The following is a 22,190-nucleotide window of genomic DNA, read 5'->3' as shown; positions in this document are numbered from 1 at the left end:
ATATGAAAGTAGATTATCATCTTCACTTAGAAGAAGGACCGTATTCAATAAGATGGCTTGCTAAAATAAATGAAGCGTTGGAATGTTATGAACCGCTTCAAGAAAGGCATTCTATTGATTGGCTTATGAAAACACAAGAGCGTTTGCAAAAGCGTGTGAAGGAAGGGCCATTTACAAAAGAATGGATGGATCTCTATTTAGAAGAAGCTGTGCGAAAAGGAATAAAAGAAGTGGGAATTGTTGATCATCTATATCGTTTTCATGAAGCGAAAGGATATTATGAAAAATATGTAGATATTAGTGATTCTAAGCTTGGTCGTATACAGAAGGAATGGTTAGATCAAGTAAGGGTAGTTTCACTGTATGATTTTACAAAGGCAATTGAAGAAGCGAAAGAACGATGGAGTAAAAGAGGTGTCACACTTAAACTTGGAATTGAAGCGGATTATTTTCTTGATTGTGAAGGAGAGTTAAAAGAATTATTAGCGCTAGGAGACTTTGATTATGTAATTGGTTCCGTTCATTTTCTAAATGGCTGGGGATTTGATAATCCGGATACGAAAGAATATTTTGAGGTGCATGACCTACGCACATTATACGATACGTTTTTTAAAACAGTTGAGAGTGCGATTCATACAGAGTTATTTGATATTATCGCTCATCTTGATAATATAAAAGTATTTAATTATCGATTGGATGAGAATGAACAGCTTTCTTATTATAAGGAAATTGCCTGTGCGTTAGTAGAAACGAATACGGCAACAGAAATAAATGCAGGACTGTACTATCGTTACCCTGTTCGTGAGATGTGCCCAAGTCCACTATATTTACAAGTATTAGCTAAGTATGGTGTTCCAATTACGATTTCTTCGGATGCCCATTATCCAAATGATTTAGGGAATTATGTACAAGAAAATGTACAAACATTACGAGCTCACGGTGTTACTCAGGTCGCAACATTTACGAAGCGAGCAAGAGTAATGAGGTTGCTTGAAGAAGAAGTAACAAATTTAAAATGAAACGCGATTTTTTGATGAAAACCGTCCTTTTTGTTCAAAATAAGAAAGAATGAAAAGGAGGGTAAGAAATGGCGAAACAACAAAATAAACAAAATGTACAAGTTGCACAGCAACAAGCTTATACGTCTGAAACGAATGCTGCATCTCAATCGGTTATTGAGGAGCAAATTAGCGATACGGTTGCAGAAGGAACTATTGATGTGAAGCTCGGAAAAGAATCGCAGGAAAAAGCGTAAGAAGAGGGGAGAGTTGTATCTCCTCTTTTTTTATGGAAAAGTGTCGATTTTCAAAACTATAATCAAATTCCTTGGTTTTTATATATGGATTTCTTACAATGAAATATAAGAGATATCTTATTTTCTATAGAAGAGGTGTTAGTAGTGGCAAAAATATTAGTAGCGGGAAAAATTCCAGAAATTGGATTAGAACTATTAAAAGATCATGATGTAGAAATGTACGATAAAGAGGAGTTAATTTCTATAGATGAATTAACAGAGCGTGTAAAAGATAAAGATGCATTGTTAAGTTTACTTTCAACAAAGGTGCCAAAAGAAGTTATTGATGCAGCGCCTCATTTAAAGATTGTTGCAAACTATGGTGCTGGTTACGACAATATTGATTACACGTATGCTGGGGAAAAAGGAATTGCAGTAACGAATACACCGAAAGTATCAACGGAAGCGACTGCAGAATTAACATTTGCACTTCTTTTAGCAGCGGCGCGTAGAATTCCTGAAGGGGATACGTTATGTCGTACGACTGGATTTAACGGATGGGCACCGTTATTTTTCTTAGGACGAGAAGTCCACGGTAAGACAATTGGAATTATTGGTCTTGGAGAAATCGGGAAGGCTGTTGCAAAACGTGCGAGAGCATTTGGAATGGGTGTTTTATATACAGGGCCAAATCGTAAGCTTGAAGCTGAAAGTGAACTGGGAGCAACGTATGTGACGTTGGAAGAATTATTACAAACAGCAGATTTTATTACAATTAACTGTGCTTATAATCCAAAATTACATCATATGATTGATGAAGAGCAGTTTAAAATGATGAAGAAAACAGCGTATATTGTAAATGCTTCACGTGGACCAATTATGAATGAAGCGGCACTTGCTCATGCATTAAAAACGAATGAAATTGAAGGGGCAGCTCTTGATGTGTTTGAATTTGAACCGAAAATTACAGAAGAGCTAAAAGAATTAAAGAATGTAGTGCTTGCTCCACACGTAGGGAATGCAACGTTTGAAACTCGTGATGCGATGGCTGAAATGGCTGTCAGAAATATTTTAGATGTATTAAACGGCGAAGAGCCAGTAACACCTGTAAATCAAAAGGTATTAGTCACAAAATAAAAAGAAACCTTCCGGACTCGGAAGGTTTCTTATTTTTCTTTATTCGCTTTTTTAGACGGTCTTTGTCTAATGAATTGAGATAACATGTACAAAATATATAGTGGAATGGCAATGAATAAGAAAACAGAAAAATTGCCAAATCCTGTTTGATACATTGTAATAATGATTCCAACTAAAAATAGTGTAATAATGATGCTATATCGTGGAATTGGTACATCTTTTAAACTTGGGATACGAATGCGGCTCACCATTAAAAATGCGAACGTTACAAATACGGTAATAAGAACGATTTTTGGAATGGTATGTGAAAATAATGTTAAGAAAGCAACAAGCCCTCCCGCTGCTGTAATCGGTACTCCAGTGAAATATTTCATTGAAGTAGAAGATGGTGTTACATTAAATCGTGCTAAACGATATGCCCCGAAAAGAGGGAATAATCCCGCTATGTATAATCCGATGATTCCGTAGTTTGAGAAAGATGTGTAATACATTAAAACAGCAGGTGCTGCACCAAATGTTACGACATCTGCAAGCGAGTCGAGCTCTTTTCCCATTTGTGAATCAACACGTAATAAACGAGCAACACGACCATCAAGACTATCTAACATCATCCCGATAAGTACTAAAATAGCAGCTGATTTATAATATCCTAAAGATGCATAGCCGATTGATAAAAATCCGCTATATAAATTTCCGAGCGTAAATAAGTTTGGAATAGCTGCTCTATACAAAATCTGATCCCTTGCTTTCTGTAATAAATTCTTAATTAGTGTATGAAAGTTTACTTATTTTATCATACCATAAATTTATTCCTCATACGAAAGAAATTACCAATTTGTGAAAGATTTCATAGAAGGATGAGGAATAAATTAAGTGAAAATAAAAAGAGGAAGCAACTTGTATAAAGTTGCTTCCTTTACTATTCAAATTTCGTTGTCATCGTTCCGGTTTTATATCGATTATTAGGATCGAAACGTAATAAATCTCCATAAATTAATTTATCGGAGAGTTTTAATTCTGTTTTTGCTTTTTCAACATACGGCTGACATAGCGTCATGTCAGCTTCTTCACCCGTACTTCTTTTGTAGCACATATTTTTTGTATAAACATACTCTTCAGAAACAAAGCTACCATCACGCATTACCATAAGCGGGTCTTTTTCTTTAATAAATAAGTCAGTTCCAAATTCAACGGATTTATTTGTTTTAATACCAAGTAAATGAAGGAGCGTTGGTTTAATATCAATTTGACCAGATACTTTAGAAACAACTTTTCCTTCTTGACCAGGCACATGAATAATAAGAGGAACGCGTTGTAATTGCATAGAATCGAATGGTGTAATAGTATCTTTTCCTAGGAACTGTGCCATAGCTGCGTTATGGTTTTCGGAAATACCATAATGATCACCATAAATGACAATAACGGAATTATCATACAGTCCTTCTTCTTTTAATTGTTTAATAAATAATTTAAGAGCTTCATCTGTGTAACGAACAGTTGGGAAGTAGCGGTTTACAACACCACTTTCTGAGTTGAATTCATCAACATATTGGTCTTCCGGATTTAGAAGAAACGGAAAATGATTTGTTAATGTAATAAATTTTGTATAGAACGGTTGCGGTAAAGATTTTAACTTTGGAATAGATTGTTCAAAGAACTCTTTATCTTTTAATCCCCAACCGACAGACATTTGTTCCGTTCCTACGTAATCATTTAAATTAAAGTAACGATCATATCCAAGTGTAGGATACATTACATCCCGATTCCAAAACGTTTTATCGTTTGAATGGAAGACGGCAGAAGAATATCCGTATTTCTTTAATTGTTCTGGTGTAGCTGTGTATTCATTTGTTGCATGAGTAAAGAATACAGAACCACGATCTAGTGGGTAAAGTGAGTTTTCAACGATAAATTCAGCATCAGAAGTTTTACCTTGTCCAGTTTGATGATAGAAGTTATCGAAATAGAAGCTATCCTTAATAAATTCATTTAAAAATGGTGTAATTTCTTTTCCATTTATTTTTTTATTAATAACAAAGCTTTGTGTAGATTCCATTGAAATTAAAATTACATTTTTACCTTTTGCAGCTCCAAATAAGTTTTTATCAACTTGCTTGTCTTTTGAGTCTGTATAGTTCTTAATTTCAGAAAATCCATCGCCACTTGCAAATACACGCTCAGCTGAAGACTTGGATTGAAGTGTAATATCAAATAGATGATATGTGTATAAACCTAAATTTTTCACAACAGTTTGACGGTCAAATGAGCGTGAGAACATTTGTGGTTTATAAATAACTGATACAACAATTTGTAGTGCTAATAAAGCTGTTACACCGCTAAAGAAAGTTCGCTTCTCTGAGCGGGAAAGTGGTGTTTTGTCGCCAAATGATGGGAATTTACGCGAAATAAACATTAAAATAATTGCATCTGCAAATAAAAGTAATGTTTTGTACGTAAAGAGTTCTTTTATACTTGTCCCTAAATCAGCCATATTGTTTGTTTGGAATAAAACCGGGAAAGTAACGAAATCGTTATAGAACCCATAAAACATTGCGTTTCCAAATAAAATAAATGACAGTATAAAACTGATTCCAATTATAATTCGGTTTCGGTGCTTAGATGCAAGTAAAGCTAAGCCGAAAAATAAAAGTAACGCAGCTAGTGGATTAATAAAAAGCATGAATTCTTCAAAGAAATTATCAATTTTAATATCAAATGCTAGCTTGTACACAATATATGTTTTAATCCATAGTAAAACGACTGCAACGAGTGCAAATCGCAGTTTTGGAAACAGATGTTGTAGCATAATATACTCCTCTCCTAAAAAGCATGACAGTTCTTGTGAGTCAGTTTGCTTAACGACTCCTTTTATATATATACGAACAGTCCTTTGTTATTATGATTATTATACTATGAGTATCATTATACGAAAATAAAAGGGGGTTGTGGGCTTTTTTATAATAATCGAGTAGAAAAAGATTGGTGGGAGACAATAAAACAGAATTTCTATGTATGATAATTATCGTACGTAGAAAGAATCGCGTGATATACGGAGGTTATAATGCGAAAATTATTATATTTTATAGCATGCAGTAGTGTTATACTTTTTACTTCACCGAGTGTGTCGGTAGCTCAATATGATGCACCTCTTATGGAAGATGCACTTTATTCTGTTTTATTTCCAAAAATAAATAAAGCAATTGAAAAACAATATGGAAGTTTGAAACCTTATCAATGTCCTAAAATTATTAGTTTAAAAAAAGTGTATAGCGGTACATATTTATTTCAAGCAAGTATTGAAGTGACAAAGTATGAACGTGTTGCTGGGAAAATTGCTCCACCATTTGAGAAGGTAACGATTACATTTAATAACGAAGAAGGCGAATGGGAAGTGACAAAGATTTCAGTAAAGCGCTTACCAAACGATACAAAATTAAACTGTAAAAAAACAATATAAAAAATTGTTTGACAAATAAAATGGTCCTTTGGTATTGTTAATAGCAACAATTAGATGTTTGAAAATTAAATAGACTTACCTCATCTACTCTCAAAGGTAGAGGCCGCGATAGGAAAGAGTAAGCTATGGGAGATTTAATGGAATCTGTGATCATAGGTTGAAAGGGACTATTGCCGAAATATAAGAATAACCATCTTATTCATATATTGGGACTACATTGAATAAATGTAGTACTGTCATAAGATTTATTTTATGGAGAGCTATTTGGAGATGTTGATGCGGTTTCTTATTTTGAGGAGATAACAACTCGTTTATTTTTTCAATATATATTTTTCCTAATAAGAAACGCGTGTGAACATTGTTCCGCGCGTTTTTTGTCTATCTAAAAGCGTGCTGCAATGAATAGAAGATTGGGGTTATGAGTTTTAGAGGAAATAAGGGAGGAATTTAAATGTATTTACACGGCACAAGCCGAATTAATGGGCAAGGACACTTAGAAATTGGAGGGTGCGATACGACGCAGCTAGCAAAGCAATACGGAACACCACTTTATGTATACGATGAAGAGTCTATTCGAGGAAAATGCCGAGCGTTTCATCGTGCTTTTAAAGAAAGTGGTTTCTCTTATCAAGTAGCATATGCAAGCAAGGCGTTCTTGTGCATGGAGATGTGCCGAGTAGCTCGTGAAGAGAATATGTCATTAGACGTTGTTTCTGGGGGAGAATTATATACTGCGCTCCAAGCTGGATTTCCAGCATCACGTATTCATTTTCATGGAAATAATAAAACAGAAGAAGAGATAGTGATGGCTCTTCAGGCGAATATTGGTTGTTTTGTCGTAGATAATTTCTTTGAATTAGAAATTTTACACGATTTAGCGATGCAACATGGAAAATTTGTGAACATATTAATTCGTGTAACACCTGGAGTAGAGGCGCACACACATGAATATATTACAACAGGCCAAGATGATTCGAAATTTGGATTTGGCGTTTCAAACGGTCAAGCGATGCAGGCAATTGGATTTGCTTTACAAAAATCAAATTATAATGTGCTAGGGATTCATTCACATATCGGATCGCAAATATTTGAAACAGCTGGTTTTGTTCGAGCAATTGAAGTTCTTCGCCAATTTTTAGAAGAAGTGAGAGAGCAAACAAACTATGTAGTAAAAGTGTTAAATGTAGGCGGGGGATTTGGAATACGCTACACAGAGTCGGATACACCATTAACTCTTGAGACATATGTGCGAGCTGTAACAAGTGCAGTGAGAGAACAATTTACTGTATGTGAATATCCATTGCCAGAAATATGGATTGAACCAGGCCGTAGCATTGTAGGTGATGCTGGGACAACAATTTATACAGTTGGATCTGTGAAAGATATTCCTGGTATTCGGAAATATGTATCAGTCGATGGTGGAATGACAGATAATTTAAGACCTGCTTTATATAGTGCGCGTTATGAAGCAATGTTAGCGAATCGAGGGAATGATGAGAATGAGGAACTCGTTTCGATTGCTGGGAAATGCTGTGAGAGTGGAGATATGTTGATTTGGGATATTCATTTACCAAAAGTCGCTTCTGCTGATTTACTAGCAGTTTCCTGTACAGGAGCCTACGGGTATTCGATGGCGAATAATTACAATCGGATTCGAAGACCAGCCGTGGTCTTTGCAAAAGGCGGAACATCGCAAGTAGTTGTGGAACGCGAAACATATGAAAATATTATTGGGAACGATCGCATACGTATTAAAGAGCTTGTCTAAATAGAAAAGGAGTTGTTCGGATGGGCAATTCCTTTTTTGTAAAATAAAATAATTAAAATATATCGGAAAACTAGGATTGAAAAAAATCAGAATTGTGATAAAATACAAATACAAAGCTTATCAAGAGAAGCGGAGGGAACTGGCCCGAAGAAGCTCGGCAACCTGCTTATAGAAAGCAAGGTGCTAAATCCAGCAAAATGGAATCCATTTTGAAAGATAAGGTAAAATATATTACCGAACAGTCTTTTCGAAATGGGAAAGATTTTTTTTATGAATAAAAAGGGGGGCTGTTCGCGTGAGTGTACGGGAACATTTTGATGAAGTATCCGAGAAGATTGAAGCGATGCTTGCTGATATGAAATATGGTTCAATTACAATTGTTGTGCAAGATGGAAAAGTAATTCAGTTAGAGAAAAGTGAAAAAGTACGTTTAAAGTGAAAAGCGCTGACTAGAAAAACTAGAGGCGGTTTTAACCTATTTTCATTAGGTTAAAACCGTCTTTTTGCTTTTACAGGGGGAAAAAACATGTTGACGTATGAAACGTGGGAAGAAAATGTTGTTTCATTTTCGGAAGAAGATGAAACAAAAGGCGCGTTATCAGTATTAAATTGGGCTTATGAAGAGTATAAAGATGAAATCGTCTATGCATGTAGCTTTGGGGTGGAAGGTATGGTATTGCTGCACCTTATAAACCAAGTAAATCCATCTGCTAAAGTTGTATTTTTAGATACAAATGTTCATTTTCAAGAAACGTATGAATTAATTCAAAGAGTGAGGGAACGATTTCCTTCATTGAATATTATAGAAAAACAGCCAGAACTTACACTTGATGAACAGGCGAAGTTGCATGGTGAAAAACTGTGGGAGAGCAATCCGAATCTTTGTTGTAAGATTAGAAAAATTTTACCTTTAGAAAAATCATTAGTCGTGGAAAAAGCATGGATATCGGGCTTAAGAAGGGAACAATCAGAAACACGTAAGCATACAAAGTTTATAAATCAAGATCATCGTTTTCAATCTATTAAAGTTTGTCCACTCATTCATTGGACGTGGAAAGAAGTTTGGCGATATGTATACAAACATAGCTTGCCGTATAACCCGTTGCATGATGTTGGCTATCCAAGTATTGGGTGTGAGAAATGTACTTTACCTGTAGGGGATGGTGGCGATTCAAGAGATGGTAGATGGGCTGGGAAAATGAAAACCGAATGTGGTCTTCATTATCAATAAGATGAATCTTGAAATAAAGCTAAGAGGGGATATAGAAAATGAGCACAGTAAACGAATTAGTAAACCGTATAGATGAGACATATGAGGTATCACAAATTGAAAAAGAAATTAAATTAGACAATATTGCTTTAAGTGATTTAGAACTATTGGCGACAGGTGGATATAGCCCGCTTACTGGTTTTTTAGGGAAGGAAGATTATGATTCAGTCGTAGAAACGCTTCGTTTAGCAAATGGTAGTGTGTGGAGTATACCGATTACATTACCGGTAACAGAAGAAGTCGCAGAAAGCCTGAAGACTGGAGAGGAAGTAAAGCTTGTCAACAATGGAAATATATATGGTGTTATTCAAATAGAAGATATTTTCGTACCAGATAAAGAAAAAGAAGCGTTACTTGTATATAAAACAACGGATGAGGTTCATCCAGGAGTGAAAAAGTTATATGAACGGCCAAACGTTTACGTTGGAGGAACTATTATTCTAACAAAACGCTTTGAAAATAATCAATTTCCTTCTTATCGTTTAGACCCAATTGAAACGAGAGAAGAATTTAAAAAACGTGGGTGGAAAACAGTAGTCGGATTTCAAACGAGAAACCCGGTACATCGTGCCCATGAGTATATTCAAAAATCTGCTCTTGAAATTGTAGATGGTCTCTTTTTAAATCCACTCGTTGGAGAAACGAAATCGGATGATATTCCTGCTGATGTAAGAATGGAAAGCTATGAAGTACTCCTTCAAAACTATTATCCGAAAAATCGTGTCTTTTTAAGTGTATTTCCTGCTGCAATGCGTTACGCAGGACCAAGGGAAGCTATATTTCATGCGTTAGTAAGAAAGAATTTTGGATGTACACACTTTATTGTAGGGCGTGATCATGCCGGAGTAGGAGATTATTACGGAACATACGAAGCGCAAGAAATCTTCACGAATTTTACGATAGAAGAGTTAGGCATTACACCACTATTCTTTGAACATAGTTTTTACTGCACGAAATGTGAAGCGATGGCTTCAACGAAAACATGTCCGCACGGAAAAGAAGATCATGTTATTTTATCGGGTACGAAAGTAAGAGAATTATTAAGAAACGGTGAGATTCCGCCAAGTACATTTAGTCGTAAAGAAGTAGTAGAAGTGCTAATTAAAGGTTTAAAAAAAGAAGTAGTAACAGAATAGGGAGAGAACGAGATGGATACGAATATTACTTGGCATATAGCTTCGGTTTCAAAAGATGATAGAAGAGTGAAGAATGGACATCACAGTTTTGTAATTTGGTTTACTGGTTTATCAGCTTCGGGTAAATCTACAGTAGCGAATGCGGTCGCTCGTAAACTGTTTGAAAAGAATATTGGAAATTATGTGCTGGATGGGGATAACATTCGCCACGGTTTAAATAAAGACTTAGGATTTTCTGAAAGTGATCGCATGGAAAATATAAGACGTATTGGCGAAGTGGCAAAGTTATTTGTAGATCAAGGAACAGTTGTCCTTACAGCATTTATTTCACCATTTCGAGTAGATCGCAAACAAGTTAGGGATCTATTAGCGGCAGATGAGTTTATAGAAGTGTTTGTAAAATGTCCAATTGAAGAGTGTGAAAAACGTGATCCAAAAGGGTTATACAAAAAAGCGAGACAAGGTGATATTAAAGATTTTACAGGTATTGATTCACCGTATGAGGAACCAGATCGAGCGGAATTAATTGTAGAAACGCACAAGTATTCTATTGAAGAATGTGCAGAACAAATCGTGAAGTACTTACAAGAGCGTAGTTTTGTCCCGTTGTTTGCTGGGAAGTAAAACGCCCACCTCAAAATTCGGCTGGAGCAGGCTGTAAATGCCCGATTGGTGAGGGTTGATTAAAGTTTCACTTTATATAGGGGGATTTAAAAATGAGTTATGAAAAAGTATGGGCTAATAATGAAAAATTAAATCAGACTGAGAAAAATAAATTAGCAAAAGATGGTTTGGAAATTTTTAATGATATTCCTTACTATGCGGAAAATGGATTCGAATCTATTCCGAAAGAAGAGTGGGACGCATTTAAATGGGCAGGATTGTATTTGCAAAGACCGAAAGAAGCTGGCTATTTTATGATGCGTGTAAATATTCCTTCAGGGATTATTACAAATGCGCAGGCGGAAGTGCTTGCTTCTATCGCTGAGGATTATGGACGTGATGTAATAGATATTACGACAAGACAGGCGATTCAGTTTCACTGGTTAGAAATTCAGCAAATGCCAGATATTTTTAAAAGATTAGCAAGAGTTGGGTTATCTTCAGCAGGGGCGTGTGGTGATATAACACGTAATATTACAGGTAATCCACTTGCAGGAATTGATGCGAATGAACTGTTTGATACAACGCATATTGTGAAGGAGGTATATGACTATTTCCAACATAATGAAGAGTTTTCTAACTTACCACGTAAATTTAAAATGTCTATTAGTTCTAACGTTTATAACTCGGCAAACGCAGAGATTAACTGTGTTGCATTTACACCTGCTACGAAAGAAATAGATGGTGAGAAAAAAGTTGGTTTTCATATAAAAGTAGGCGGTGGATTATCAGCCCGTCCATATTTAGCTGATGAATTAGATGTGTTCGTTTTACCAGAAGAAGTGAAGGCGGTAGCAATTGGGATTGCTACTATATTCCGTGATTTTGGATATCGCGAGAAACGTCATTTAGCTCGTTTGAAATTTCTTGTTGCAGACTGGGGAGCAGAGAAATTTAAAGAGAAACTAATAGAGTATACAGGACCATTGCAAAGTAAAGGAGAAAGTGCACTTAAAGGATGGAATGCAGGCTATTTTTATGGTGTTCAAGATCAAAAACAAGATGGATTAAAATATGTCGGTTTTAATGTGCCGGTAGGTCGTTTACATGCAAAAGAAATGTTTGAGATTGCAAGAATTGCAAAGCAGTATGGAAATGGACAAATTCGTACGTGTAACTCACAAAACTTCATCATTCCGAATGTTCCACCAGAAAATGTAACGGGTTTATTAAGTGAACCGTTGTTTGAAGCGATATCTGCAAGTCCGAAATCATTTATTGGTCATGCGGTTTCATGTACTGGTATTGAATATTGCAATCTTGCTCTAGTAGAAACGAAAGAAAGATTACGGAAAATTGCAGAATACTTAGATACAGAAATTGCACTTGATGTTCCAGTTCGAATTCATATGGTAGGATGCCCAAATTCATGTGGTCAACGTCAAATTGCTGACATCGGATTACAAGGGGTAAAAATGAAAACGAAGGAAAAAGGGATTGTTGAAGCATTTGAAATATATGTAGGTGGAACGTTGTTAGATGGCGGTGCCTATAATCAAAAGTTAAAAGGGAAAATAGATGGCGAGGATTTACCGGATGTACTCGCATCATTTATAAGTTATTTTAAAGAGAATAAGTTACCTGCCGAAACATTTTATGATTTTGTCGGACGTATCGGTGTAGATACATTGCAAATAGCTTTAAATAACGTGTTAGAAGAAGTAATAGCGTCTTAGGAGGGGCAATATGGAATTATATCGATTTGAAGCTGTATTAGCGAATAATATCGTTCCGATTGTTGTTGTTGCTCAAAGTGAAGAGCAGGCATTTAAGCTTGCGGAGATTGAGCTTGAAAAGCATTTTTTACCGTTGCCAGAAGTAAAGGAAATCTCCTTATTTGAAAAAAAGAAGATTCGAAAAGGTGCGGCATTTGTTATTCATGAGTAGAGATCAGTAATACGAAAAAATAAAAACTTCCATTCTTATATACGAATGGAAGTTTCATTTTAATAGAAGAAATGAGGAGAGATGATGGGGAAGGTGTATATAGTTGGAGCGGGTCCTGGCGATCCGGATTTAATTACTGTTAAAGGATTGAAATGTATTGAGAAGGCAGATGTTATTTTATATGACCGTCTCGTGAATAAAGAATTGCTTTCATATGCAAAGCCTGAAGCGGATTTAATTTATTGCGGGAAACTCCCGAATTATCACACGATGAAGCAAGAGACAATTAACACATTTCTTATTAAATATGCGAAAAAAGGAAAAGTTGTAACGAGGCTTAAGGGCGGTGATCCATTTGTATTTGGTAGAGGAGGAGAAGAAGCGGAAGCATTAGCAAAGCAAGGTGTACCATTTGAAATCGTCCCAGGCATTTCGTCTGGAATAGCTGTACCTGCTTATGCTGGTATTCCAGTGACGCACCGTGATGCAAGTGCAAGTTTTGCTATTGTGACTGGGCATAGGAAAGAAGGTGCTAAAGAAGAAGTGAAATGGGAAAATTTAGCGAAAGGTGTAGAGACGTTAGCTGTATATATGGGGGTTAGTAATTTACCCTACATATGCGAACAACTGATGAAGCATGGAAAAGATAAAAGTACGCCAGTTGCTATTATTGAGCAGGGGACGACGTCTATGCAGCGCACAGTTGTTGGAACGTTAGGGACAATTGTAGATGTTGCGAAAAAAGAGCAAATTCAAAATCCGAGCATGATTGTAATTGGAGAAGTTGTCCGTTTTAGAGAAAAAATCCATTGGTTTGAGAAGCAAACGGAAAATGCTTATCAAGTAAGTGGAGTGTTGTAAAATGAAAGCCGTCTTATATATATGTCATGGAAGTCGTTTGAGGGCAGCGAAAGAAGAGGCAATTCAATTTATTACGACATGTATGAGCCGTATAGAAGCGGCTATTCAAGAAGTTTGTTTTTTAGAGCTGGCGAATCCTTCTATTGAAGAAGGATTTCGTACATGTGCGAAGCGTGGTGCGACAGAGATTATTGCTATTCCTGTTTTCTTATTAGCAGCAGGCCATGTGAAGAATGATATTCCTTTTGAATTAGAAAAGTTAAATAATCAATACCCTAATATTAAGGTGACGTATGGTAATCCGTTTGGTGTATCAGAGACGCTTATAAAGTCGGTATATAACGGAAGTGATATTGAAGAATATAAAGATGAAGTAACACTTTTACTCGTTGCAAGGGGTAGTAGCGATCCTGAAACTTTACAAGATATAAATCGGATCGCTACTTTATTTCAAGCAGAAGAAAAAATTGCTAAAGTAGAAGTTTGTTTTTTAGCAGCTGCGGAGCCGAAATTTGAGAAGAAATTAAAGGAAGTTGTAGAACGAAAAGAAAAGAACATCGTTGTACTGCCCTACTTGTTATTTACAGGTTTACTTATGAAACATATTGAGAAAGAAGTGCGCCAATATGAATTGGAAGAGATAAAAATCAGTCCATATTTAGGGAAGAATGAAGCGTTTCAAGATATGTTAATTCAGAAAACGACGGAGTTATTGAAGGGAGATCAGTATGTATCCACTTACAGTGCGAGTTAATGAGAAACGTGTTGTTGTTATTGGTGGGGGAAAAGTTGCAGGATTTAAAATTATTCCTTTACTCAAACAAGGTGCAGATATAGTTGTAATCAGTCCAGAATTAGATGCGAATTTAGTAAAACTTGTGGAAGAAAAGAAAATTCGTTGGTATCAAAGAGAATATGAAAAAAGTGATATTAAAAGTGCTTTTTTAGTTGTTGCAGCGAGTAGTGATTCAATATTAAATGAACAAGTTGCTGAAGATGCCGCGGAGAATCAATTAGTAAATGTTATTACAAATCCGGAAAGTGGTAATGTTCATTTTCCGGCAGCGATTCATCGTGGTTTGCTTAATATAGCAGTTTCTACTGGGGGAGCGAGCCCGAAGCTCGCAAAAAAAATTCGAGATGAGATTGCAAATAAATATGATGAGACATATGAATCGTATTTAGATTTTTTATATGAAGTAAGGGTGAAGTTAAAAGATTTACAGTTAGAAAAGAGGGAACGAAATATATTGCTCCAGGAAGTGTTGAAATCAGTATATATGCAAAACGAGGGGAAAAGAGAAAGTTTTTTGCGAGAATTAGAGGAAAAGGTTTTAAAATAATAAAAGATAAAGTGCGCTTTACAAATATAAAAATATAATTTATAATCACAAGTAACTTCAATAGATGAAATCGATGAGCAAGAAGAGTACGTATATTTGATGCGTTCAGAGAGCTGGGGTTAGGTGGGAGCCCGGTACGATAAATTATACAGAATGGGCTTGCGAGAGGTATGTTGAACATTGTAGTAGGCAACCCGGGTTCCGCCGTTAAAAGGATAGAGTATCGGAATTATTCCTGTACTTGAACAAGTGGGATTTATCAATCCAATTGAGGTGGTACCACGGTATTTACATTACATATATCGTCCTCTACATGCATATTTGCGTGTAGAGGACTTTTTTATTTTCTAAAGGAGGTGTGCGAGTATGAAATGAAAGTGTATAATTAACAAAAGTTTAAATATTCAGAAAAGGAGAATTTATGATGAAAGAAACACAGCAATGGACGTCGAAAATAGGCTTTGTACTCGCAGCAGCCGGAGCCGCAGTAGGTCTTGGTGCGATATGGAAATTTCCATATGTTGCAGGTAATGGCGGGGGAGGAGCATTCTTCCTTGTATTTTTACTATTAACTTTATTTATAGGTATGCCTCTTCTAATAGCGGAGTTTGTTATTGGACGTAGCACGCAAAAAGAGGCGGTTACAGCTTATAAAGTATTAGTGCCAAATAGCAAATTATATCCTTGGATTGGTCGTATGGGAGTTGTTACTTGTTTTAGTGTACTATCTTTTTATAGTGTTGTAGGTGGATGGATTTTACTTTATTTATATTATAGTGTGACAGGCAGTTTCTGGAATGGAGTAGCTGATTATGGACAATTGTTTGGTGAAACGATTTCAAATCCGTTAAGTGCGATTGGAGCACAATTTATCTTTATGCTTTGTACAATTTTTGTCGTAAGTAAAGGTGTAGAGAAAGGTATAGAAAAGGCAAGTAAGTACATGATGCCGCTATTATTTATTTTATTTATAGCGATTATTGTTCGTGCGTTAACACTCGATGGTGCTTTTGCTGGAGTAGAGTTCTTCTTAAAGCCAGATTTTTCAAAGCTTACAGCAGATACGATTTTATATGCGATGGGACAATCTTTCTTCTCGCTAACTGTAGGTGCCTCGGTAATGGTAACGTATAGTTCGTATTTAAAGAAAGAAGAACATTTAGCGAAATCAGCAACATCTATTGTAAGTTTAACTGTTTTTGTTACAGTACTTGCAGGATTAGCAATTTTCCCAGCGATTTTCGCATTAGGAGTTAAACCGACTGAAGGACCGGGATTACTGTTTATCGTCCTTCCAGCAGTATTTGCAAAAATACCATTTGGTCAATTTTTCTTTATTATGTTTTTAATTTTATTCTTCTTTGCGACTTTAACATCAGCAATTTCAATGCTTGAAATTGTAGTAGCATCTGTTGCGAAAGGTAATGAGAAGAAGCGTCCGTCAGCATCATTATTAATTGGTATTCTTATTTTTGCAGTCGGTATTCCATCAGCGTTATCATTTGGAATAATGAGTGACGTGAAAATATTCGGGAAAACATTTTTTGATTTAGTCGACTTTTCAGTAAGTAACGTATTGCTGCCGTTAGGAGTACTAGCTATTTCATTATTTGTACCAAATAAAATGAGTAAAGAATTGTTGATGAAAGAATTAGAAGTGACGGAAACGAAAGGGAAAACGTTATTTAACATTTGGTTCTTCTTACTTCGTTATGTCATTCCGGTAACTGTAATAATTGTATTTTTAAATGCGATAGGTATATTTAAAATGTTTGCATAAAAAAGACGGGGATCTACCGTCTTTTTTATGTTGATGAATGTAATAGCCGATTATACGCTTTATAGGCTGTGGTGACTGCGAGGAATGAACCGATTAAAAATAAAACTGAGCCGCCAAATGTAAATATCCGGCCGATATATGTCGTTCTAGCTTCTTCTATTTTTTGTTGTAATTGCGTATTCATATGGATCACCTCGTAAACTATAGGCATTTAGTTATAGTTTATGTAGAATGCCTATATTGTGTGAAGTGTAAATAAAAAACCTCGGTAGGCACCGAGGTTTTTTATAATCCGATATAAGGAGATGGGTCAACTGCGTTTGTCTTGCCGACATTCCATTCTCCAAGATGAAGTTCGAAGTGTAAATGTTGTCCGTATGATTGGCCCGTATTCCCCATAAATCCAAGCTGATCGCCTTGTTTTACAGTTTGTCCATTCGATACGGAACGGCTATTCATATGAGCATATACTGTCGTATATGTTTTTCCGTTTATACGGTGAGATAAGTACACTACGTTTCCGTAACTAGATGATAATTCTGAGCGAATAACAACGCCATCTGCAGCAGCGATAATTGGAACCGTTCCCGAAGCAGCGATGTCAATTCCTTTATGGTTATCTAAAGAACGTACACCGAATCCGGATGTTTTTGATCCAGCTGCTGGTTTGATAAAGCCACCGATATTTGTATCATGTGGTGTTGGAGCTGCTTGAGTTGCTTGAGCAGATTTAGTAGCTTGTTGTTTGCGAGCCTCTTCTGCCTGGCGAGCTTCTTCCGCTTTACGAGCTTCTTCGGCACGTTTTTCTTCTTCAATTGCTTTTTGAACAGCTTGACGTTGATTTTCTAAAATACCTTTGGATTCTTCTAATCCTTCAATCTCTGAATCTACTTTTGCTACTTTCGTATGTAGATCGTTAATAAGAGTTTGTTGCTGTTGTTGGTTATTTTGTAATTCTTGCTGTTTTTGTTCTAGTTTTTGCTCAGATTCTTTCAGTTGTTGTTCTTTTTTCTCAACAGCTTCTTTTTCTGTAGTTACAGCATTTTGATCAGATGTTTGCTTTTTTACAATATCTGTATCGTTGTTTAATATTAAACTTACGGAGTACATATTATCAACAAGATCAGCAATGTTTGTAGAGTTTGTTAATACTTCTGTAATGATATTTGTACGCGGTTTTTCTTGCATAGATTGTAATCGTTGTTTAATAACTTCCTGACGTGTATCTATGTTTGTTTGTAATTGTTCTATATGTTTCTTTTTGTCAGTAATTACTTGTTGTGTTTTGCTAATTTCTTTTTTTGTATCGTTTAATTCAGCCTCGTTTTTATTAATAGAAGTAGTTAATTCATCGATTTTCTTCTGTAATTCTTGAATTTCTTTTTCTATTTGTTCTTTCTCGACTGATTTATTTTGTAAGTCACTTTGTTTGCCTTCTAATTCAGATTGAATGTTAGTTAATTTATCTTGATTCGTTTCAGCGTATACGGGTGAAAGTAACGGGGAAGCAAAAATCGTTCCTGCTGCTAAAACACTAAACGCTGCAAATTTCTTTTTCATTGTTGTCTGACTCCTTTCCCTATGAATGTTATATATCATAAGAAGAAGGGTGTCTATCGTTGTAATCATAATGTAAAGAAAACTTTATAAAATTGCTAAGTTTTGTCGGAATTTATCATTTTTCAACTTTAATTGTCATAGTACTTACATTTTATTTATATGTGTAACAAAGGTGAATTTTTGATTTATTTGTAAAATGCAGGAGGGAAGTAAGAGTTTTTATGGGGTGAAATATTACTTAGAAAGCCAATGAAATACTAGTAAGGAATCGTTCTCATGTGAGGTTTTCTGACATGAGTTTATTTTTTGTCAAGAAAATTATTTGTGTTCGAGCAAAGTTATTTTGTTGTCAGATTTTAAATTTTGATTTATGATTTTTAACAGGGACAAAATGTAGTGAATTGTCGAATAATATGTAATACTCTTAATTTCTTAGTTTTATAGAGATAGAATGAGAGATAGAGTGACACATCGAAGAGGGGGTTACAACAAATATGAAAAGAATAGGACTTGCATGGCAAATATTAATAGGACTTGCACTTGGTATTGCAGTTGGGGCGATTTTCTTTGGCAATCCGGCTGTAGTGAGTTATTTACAACCAATTGGTGATATTTTCATCCGATTAATTAAAATGATCGTTGTACCGATTGTTGTAGCAAGTATTGTTGTTGGGGTTGCTGGTGTTGGCGATGTTAAAAAACTAGGTCGACTAGGCGGAAAAACAATTATTTACTTTGAAATTATTACAACAATTGCAATTATTGTTGGTCTATTAATAGCGAATATTTTCCAACCAGGAAAAGGCGTGAATATGGAGCAGTTAACAAAGACAGATATTTCAAAATATACACATACAACAGAGCAAGTACAAAGTCATTCATTTGCAGATACATTTGTAAATATTGTTCCAACGAACATTATGAAGTCATTAGCTGACGGAGATATGCTTGCTATTATATTCTTCTCTGTACTATTTGGTTTAGGTGTAGCAGCAATTGGTGAAAGAGGAAGACCAGTTCTTCAATTTTTCCAAGGTGTAGCTGACGCAATGTTTTATGTAACAAACCAAGTTATGAAATTTGCACCATTTGGTGTGTTTGCACTAATTGGTGTTACAGTTTCTACATTTGGTCTTGCTTCATTAATTCCATTAGGGAAATTACTAATTGTCGTATATGGAGCAATGATCTTCTTCGTCGTAGTTGTCTTAGGACTTACAGCGAAAATATTTGGAATTAACATTTTCCAATTCTTTAAGATTTTAAAAGACGAGCTGATCTTAGCGTATTCTACAGCAAGCTCAGAAACAGTTTTACCGAAAATCATGGAGAAAATGGAGAAATTCGGTTGTCCGAAAGCAATTACATCTTTCGTTATTCCGACAGGTTATTCATTTAACTTAGATGGATCAACTTTATATCAAGCAATTGCGGCGATTTTCTTGGCGCAAATGTACGGTATTGATTTATCTATTACACAACAAATTACATTATTACTTGTATTAATGGTTACCTCAAAAGGTATCGCAGGTGTACCGGGCGTATCATTCGTTGTATTATTAGCGACACTTGGTACAGTAGGTATTCCACCTGAAGGTTTAGCGTTCATTGCTGGTATTGACCGTATTTTAGATATGGCTCGTACAGCAGTTAACGTTGTAGGAAACTCTTTAGCAGCTGTAGTTATGTCTAAGTGGGAAGGTCAATATGACGCTGAAAAAGGACAAGCTTATTTAAAAGAGATTTCTGAAAAGGGTCAAGCTGCTTAATTATAATATGAACAAGCTCTCACATAATATGTGGGAGCTTTTCTGTATATAGAAGAGGAGCAGACATAATGAAACGTAAATATGGTGACGGTGCTTCGTGGAAGAGACTAATAGAAAAGAGTTATACGGTTAAGCAAGTGGAAGAGGGAATGCTCGGAATACTGGATATAAAAAAAGTGAGAGAGCCTAGTTGTAAAGAATATGATGGTAAAGAAATTTGTATTGCAAGTGATGGGTATACGTGGGTTCAATATTTCATTAATGGAAAGAACTTTGCGATTACAGCTATGTTAGATGATAGGCACAATTTAGTGCAATATTATATTGATGTGACGAAAGAATATGAAATAGACGATCGTGGTTTACCGTATTTTGATGATTTATATTTAGATGTAGTATTATTACCCAGCGGTAAGGTGTATATATTAGATGAAGAAGAGCTAGAGGATGCTTATAAAAGTGGCGATGTCACGAAGGAAGAGTATGAGTTAGCTTGGTACACTACGAAATGGATATTAGCAGCAATAAAAAATAGTGAATTTTATTGGATTTCAATATTGGAAGAAGAAATCGAAAAGTTAAAATGATTGTTGTATTCAAATTTTTGTATAATTACCAAAAAAATCTATACAAAAAATAATTGACTTTTGTTTTGTAAGCGAGTAAAGTTAGGGAAGAAATTATTATTAAAAAATAAATATGAAACCTTCTTATAAAGAGAGGCGGAGGGACTGGCCCTACGATGCCTCGGCAGCGGACTCGATTTCAGAGTGCTGTGCCAAATCCAGCAAGCGTGTGCTTGAAAGATGAGAAGAGTGTTTCTTATAGATGTATAAGACCTCTTCTCATCGGAAGAGGTCTTTTGTTATTCATTAGAAAAAGGTTGAAACTAGGGAGAGATGGTACTTTGAAAGAAACGAGAGGAAATGGTTTAGCTTTATTACCACTTGGGATATTTTTGGCGCTATTTATTGGTTCTGGAATTATTACAGGTGATTTCTATAAATTGCCGATACTTGTAGCGATTTCAATTGCTGTAGGAGTTGCTTTAGTGATGAATCGTAAAGAAAGTTTTAATGTGAAAGTAGAGCGGTTCGCTAAAGGTGCAGGAAATCCAGATATTATGATTATGGTATTAATTTTTGTGCTTGCTGGTGCATTTTCTGAAACTGCTAAAGGAATGGGCGGGGTAGATTCAACTGTTAATTTAGCGTTAACTATTTTACCGCCAGGATTTATCGTAGCTGGAATCTTTGTTATTGGTGCATTTATTTCATTAGCTATGGGGACTTCAATGGGAACAATTGCAGCGTTAGCACCAATTGCTGTAGGTATTAGTGGTCAAACTGATATCTCAATTGCGCTTACGATGGCTACTGTTGTTGGCGGAGCGATGTTTGGTGATAATTTATCATTTATTTCAGATACAACAATCGCAGCTGTTCGTTCACAAGGAACAGAAATGAAAGATAAGTTTAAAACGAACTTTTTAATTGTATTACCAGCGGCTATTATTACAATTGTACTATTAGTAATAGTTACTTCAGGAAGTGATACGCAGGTTAAAGCGCATAGCTTTGATTGGATAAAGATTTTACCGTACGCAGGAGTACTTATTACAGCTCTACTTGGCTGGAATGTACTTATCGTATTAACTGGTGGAACTGTACTATCTGGTGTTATCGGTCTTATAGATGGAAGTTACACGTTAGAAAGTTTCTTTAAAAGTGTAACGACTGGAATGGGCGGTATGATGGAGTTAGTATTACTTGCTATATTAATTGGCGGTATGGTTGAATTAATCCAATATAATGGTGGTATTCAATATTTAATGAATGTATTAACACGTAATATTCGTTCGAAAAAAGGAGCGGAATTTGGTATTGCTGGTTTAGTGAGTATGACGAATATGTGTACAGCAAATAATACGATTTCGATTATTTTTACAGGCCCGCTTGCAAAAAATATTGCGGATCAATATGAAATAGATCCTCGTAAATCAGCGAGTGTATTAGATCTTTTCTCATGTTGTGTGCAAGGGTTGATCCCGTACGGTGCCCAAATGTTAACGGCAGCAGGATTTGCAGCGTTATCTCCGGTTGAATTGTTACCATATGCATTTTATCCAATTTTAGTTGGAGTATGTGGGATTGTTTCTATTTTAATTGGGTTTCCAAGGTTTTCGAAAGTAGCTGAGAAAAAAAAGTATCATAAAACAGCTTAATCTAATATGAACGTTAGTAATTAAAAAACGTGCAGAGAATAGACTCTGCACGTTTTTTTGCGTAAAGGGCTGAATATGACTCGGTCTTAAGTCTGAGTTAA

22 protein-coding genes, 3 riboswitches and 1 other annotated feature are annotated in these 22,190 nt (G+C 35.6%); of the genes, 18 read left to right on the top strand and 4 right to left on the bottom strand.

Going from position 1 to position 22,190, the window contains the following annotated elements; all coding sequences use genetic code 11:
- Nucleotides 1-2 precede the first annotated feature (2 nt).
- From MHI28_RS09805 to MHI28_RS09795, 3 genes are all read left to right on the top strand, one after another.
- Entirely contained in the window at nt 3-1,019 is a 1,017-nt protein-coding gene (locus MHI28_RS09805; protein ID WP_000861857.1) for a histidinol phosphate phosphatase domain-containing protein, read from the top strand.
- Between the two features lie 68 nt (nt 1,020-1,087).
- Nucleotides 1,088-1,255 carry a DUF4025 domain-containing protein gene (locus tag MHI28_RS09800; protein WP_001118893.1) on the top strand — a complete coding sequence of 56 codons (168 nt, stop codon included), beginning with the start codon at nt 1,088-1,090 and terminating at the stop codon, nt 1,253-1,255.
- Between the two features lie 144 nt (nt 1,256-1,399).
- Nucleotides 1,400-2,371: an NAD(P)-dependent oxidoreductase gene (locus MHI28_RS09795; RefSeq protein ID WP_001062838.1), complete on the top strand. Its 972-nt coding sequence runs from the start codon at nt 1,400-1,402 to the stop codon at nt 2,369-2,371.
- A 29-nt stretch (nt 2,372-2,400) separates the two neighbouring features.
- Here the strand turns inward: MHI28_RS09795 and pssA are convergent, their stop codons facing one another.
- Nucleotides 2,401-3,102 carry a CDP-diacylglycerol--serine O-phosphatidyltransferase gene (gene pssA / locus MHI28_RS09790; RefSeq protein ID WP_000285417.1) on the bottom strand — a complete coding sequence of 234 codons (702 nt, stop codon included), beginning with the start codon at nt 3,100-3,102 and terminating at the stop codon, nt 2,401-2,403.
- A gap of 188 nt (nt 3,103-3,290) precedes the next feature.
- Entirely contained in the window at nt 3,291-5,177 is a 1,887-nt protein-coding gene (locus tag MHI28_RS09785) for an LTA synthase family protein (RefSeq protein WP_000939085.1), read from the bottom strand.
- Between the two features lie 255 nt (nt 5,178-5,432).
- Between MHI28_RS09785 and MHI28_RS09780 the strand changes: the two genes are divergently transcribed.
- From MHI28_RS09780 to MHI28_RS09725, 12 genes are all read left to right on the top strand, one after another.
- A complete protein-coding gene (locus MHI28_RS09780; protein WP_001228823.1) occupies nt 5,433-5,828 on the top strand; it encodes a DUF3888 domain-containing protein in 396 nt (131 codons plus the stop codon).
- An 89-nt stretch (nt 5,829-5,917) separates the two neighbouring features.
- A riboswitch (Lysine riboswitch) is annotated at nt 5,918-6,099 on the top strand.
- A gap of 180 nt (nt 6,100-6,279) precedes the next feature.
- Nucleotides 6,280-7,596 carry a diaminopimelate decarboxylase gene (lysA, locus tag MHI28_RS09775; RefSeq protein ID WP_000280641.1) on the top strand — a complete coding sequence of 439 codons (1,317 nt, stop codon included), beginning with the start codon at nt 6,280-6,282 and terminating at the stop codon, nt 7,594-7,596.
- A gap of 114 nt (nt 7,597-7,710) precedes the next feature.
- Nucleotides 7,711-7,819: riboswitch (SAM riboswitch) on the top strand.
- Nucleotides 7,820-7,891: 72 nt separating this feature from the next.
- Nucleotides 7,892-8,035, top strand: a complete 144-nt coding sequence (locus MHI28_RS09770) for a YezD family protein (protein WP_000116158.1) — start codon at nt 7,892-7,894, stop codon at nt 8,033-8,035.
- Between the two features lie 87 nt (nt 8,036-8,122).
- Entirely contained in the window at nt 8,123-8,827 is a 705-nt protein-coding gene (locus MHI28_RS09765) for a phosphoadenylyl-sulfate reductase (RefSeq protein WP_000959017.1), read from the top strand.
- 38 nt (nt 8,828-8,865) lie between these two features.
- Entirely contained in the window at nt 8,866-10,002 is a 1,137-nt protein-coding gene (gene sat / locus MHI28_RS09760) for a sulfate adenylyltransferase (protein WP_000108784.1), read from the top strand.
- A 12-nt stretch (nt 10,003-10,014) separates the two neighbouring features.
- Complete coding sequence (gene cysC / locus MHI28_RS09755; RefSeq protein WP_000380490.1) at nt 10,015-10,626, top strand: adenylyl-sulfate kinase; 612 nt, start codon at nt 10,015-10,017, stop codon at nt 10,624-10,626.
- A 92-nt stretch (nt 10,627-10,718) separates the two neighbouring features.
- Nucleotides 10,719-12,341, top strand: coding sequence for a nitrite/sulfite reductase (locus MHI28_RS09750; RefSeq protein ID WP_000119600.1), 1,623 nt, complete (start codon nt 10,719-10,721; stop codon nt 12,339-12,341).
- Nucleotides 12,342-12,351: 10 nt separating this feature from the next.
- Entirely contained in the window at nt 12,352-12,552 is a 201-nt protein-coding gene (locus MHI28_RS09745; protein WP_000424929.1) for a DUF3906 family protein, read from the top strand.
- Nucleotides 12,553-12,636: 84 nt separating this feature from the next.
- Nucleotides 12,637-13,413 (top strand): uroporphyrinogen-III C-methyltransferase, encoded by a 777-nt coding sequence (gene cobA, locus MHI28_RS09740; RefSeq protein ID WP_000521280.1) that lies wholly within the window; start codon nt 12,637-12,639, stop codon nt 13,411-13,413.
- Nucleotide 13,414: 1 nt separating this feature from the next.
- On the top strand, nt 13,415-14,167 hold the full coding sequence (locus tag MHI28_RS09735; RefSeq protein WP_000648893.1) for a sirohydrochlorin chelatase: 753 nt from the start codon (nt 13,415-13,417) through the stop codon (nt 14,165-14,167).
- Entirely contained in the window at nt 14,142-14,756 is a 615-nt protein-coding gene (locus tag MHI28_RS09730) for an NAD(P)-binding protein (RefSeq protein WP_000283361.1), read from the top strand. Before MHI28_RS09735 ends, MHI28_RS09730 begins: the two co-directional genes overlap by 26 nt.
- A gap of 64 nt (nt 14,757-14,820) precedes the next feature.
- Nucleotides 14,821-15,069, top strand: a binding site (T-box leader).
- A 111-nt stretch (nt 15,070-15,180) separates the two neighbouring features.
- On the top strand, nt 15,181-16,536 hold the full coding sequence (locus MHI28_RS09725; RefSeq protein WP_000665434.1) for a sodium-dependent transporter: 1,356 nt from the start codon (nt 15,181-15,183) through the stop codon (nt 16,534-16,536).
- Nucleotides 16,537-16,561: 25 nt separating this feature from the next.
- Here the strand turns inward: MHI28_RS09725 and MHI28_RS09720 are convergent, their stop codons facing one another.
- Nucleotides 16,562-16,720: a hypothetical protein gene (locus tag MHI28_RS09720; RefSeq protein ID WP_001096007.1), complete on the bottom strand. Its 159-nt coding sequence runs from the start codon at nt 16,718-16,720 to the stop codon at nt 16,562-16,564.
- A gap of 101 nt (nt 16,721-16,821) precedes the next feature.
- The gene (locus MHI28_RS09715) at nt 16,822-18,096 is read right to left on the bottom strand and encodes a murein hydrolase activator EnvC family protein (protein ID WP_000726091.1); all 1,275 of its coding nucleotides are present in this window, start codon (nt 18,094-18,096) and stop codon (nt 16,822-16,824) included.
- A 494-nt stretch (nt 18,097-18,590) separates the two neighbouring features.
- On the opposite strand from MHI28_RS09715, the gene gltP reads away from it, so the two are divergent.
- The 3 genes from gltP to MHI28_RS09700 all read left to right on the top strand — a co-directional run bounded on the left by gltP (nt 18,591) and on the right by MHI28_RS09700 (nt 22,089).
- Entirely contained in the window at nt 18,591-19,865 is a 1,275-nt protein-coding gene (gltP, locus tag MHI28_RS09710) for a glutamate/aspartate:proton symporter GltP (protein ID WP_000821134.1), read from the top strand.
- A gap of 68 nt (nt 19,866-19,933) precedes the next feature.
- Nucleotides 19,934-20,452 (top strand): DUF402 domain-containing protein, encoded by a 519-nt coding sequence (locus MHI28_RS09705; RefSeq protein ID WP_000824630.1) that lies wholly within the window; start codon nt 19,934-19,936, stop codon nt 20,450-20,452.
- A 120-nt stretch (nt 20,453-20,572) separates the two neighbouring features.
- Nucleotides 20,573-20,678, top strand: a riboswitch (SAM riboswitch).
- Between the two features lie 94 nt (nt 20,679-20,772).
- On the top strand, nt 20,773-22,089 hold the full coding sequence (locus tag MHI28_RS09700; RefSeq protein WP_000665498.1) for a Na+/H+ antiporter NhaC family protein: 1,317 nt from the start codon (nt 20,773-20,775) through the stop codon (nt 22,087-22,089).
- The last annotated feature ends 101 nt before the right edge of the window (nt 22,090-22,190 follow it).

Source organism: Bacillus sp. FSL K6-0268, assembly GCF_038005425.1.
In the GTDB taxonomy this organism is placed as follows: domain Bacteria; phylum Bacillota; class Bacilli; order Bacillales; family Bacillaceae_G; genus Bacillus_A; species Bacillus_A thuringiensis_S.
The sequence above is the reverse complement of the archived record's forward strand: the minus strand, read 5'-3'. Positions and strand labels throughout refer to the sequence as shown.

Excerpts from the sequence above, each read along its gene's own strand:
- cobA (WP_000521280.1), top strand. The coding sequence starts at position 12,637 with ATGGGGAAGGTGTATATAGTTGGAGCGGGTCCTGGCGATCCGGATTTA.
- MHI28_RS09780 (WP_001228823.1), top strand. The coding sequence starts at position 5,433 with ATGCGAAAATTATTATATTTTATAGCATGCAGTAGTGTTATACTTTTT.
- sat (WP_000108784.1), top strand. The coding sequence starts at position 8,866 with ATGAGCACAGTAAACGAATTAGTAAACCGTATAGATGAGACATATGAG.
- gltP (WP_000821134.1), top strand. The coding sequence starts at position 18,591 with ATGAAAAGAATAGGACTTGCATGGCAAATATTAATAGGACTTGCACTT.
- MHI28_RS09750 (WP_000119600.1), top strand. The coding sequence starts at position 10,719 with ATGAGTTATGAAAAAGTATGGGCTAATAATGAAAAATTAAATCAGACT.
- lysA (WP_000280641.1), top strand. The coding sequence starts at position 6,280 with ATGTATTTACACGGCACAAGCCGAATTAATGGGCAAGGACACTTAGAA.
- MHI28_RS09715 (WP_000726091.1), bottom strand. The coding sequence starts at position 18,096 with ATGAAAAAGAAATTTGCAGCGTTTAGTGTTTTAGCAGCAGGAACGATT.
- MHI28_RS09800 (WP_001118893.1), top strand. The coding sequence starts at position 1,088 with ATGGCGAAACAACAAAATAAACAAAATGTACAAGTTGCACAGCAACAA.
- MHI28_RS09745 (WP_000424929.1), top strand. The coding sequence starts at position 12,352 with ATGGAATTATATCGATTTGAAGCTGTATTAGCGAATAATATCGTTCCG.
- MHI28_RS09735 (WP_000648893.1), top strand. The coding sequence starts at position 13,415 with ATGAAAGCCGTCTTATATATATGTCATGGAAGTCGTTTGAGGGCAGCG.
- MHI28_RS09805 (WP_000861857.1), top strand. The coding sequence starts at position 3 with ATGAAAGTAGATTATCATCTTCACTTAGAAGAAGGACCGTATTCAATA.
- MHI28_RS09725 (WP_000665434.1), top strand. The coding sequence starts at position 15,181 with ATGAAAGAAACACAGCAATGGACGTCGAAAATAGGCTTTGTACTCGCA.
- MHI28_RS09785 (WP_000939085.1), bottom strand. The coding sequence starts at position 5,177 with ATGCTACAACATCTGTTTCCAAAACTGCGATTTGCACTCGTTGCAGTC.
- MHI28_RS09730 (WP_000283361.1), top strand. The coding sequence starts at position 14,142 with ATGTATCCACTTACAGTGCGAGTTAATGAGAAACGTGTTGTTGTTATT.
- MHI28_RS09705 (WP_000824630.1), top strand. The coding sequence starts at position 19,934 with ATGAAACGTAAATATGGTGACGGTGCTTCGTGGAAGAGACTAATAGAA.
- MHI28_RS09765 (WP_000959017.1), top strand. The coding sequence starts at position 8,123 with ATGTTGACGTATGAAACGTGGGAAGAAAATGTTGTTTCATTTTCGGAA.
- cysC (WP_000380490.1), top strand. The coding sequence starts at position 10,015 with ATGGATACGAATATTACTTGGCATATAGCTTCGGTTTCAAAAGATGAT.
- MHI28_RS09720 (WP_001096007.1), bottom strand. The coding sequence starts at position 16,720 with ATGAATACGCAATTACAACAAAAAATAGAAGAAGCTAGAACGACATAT.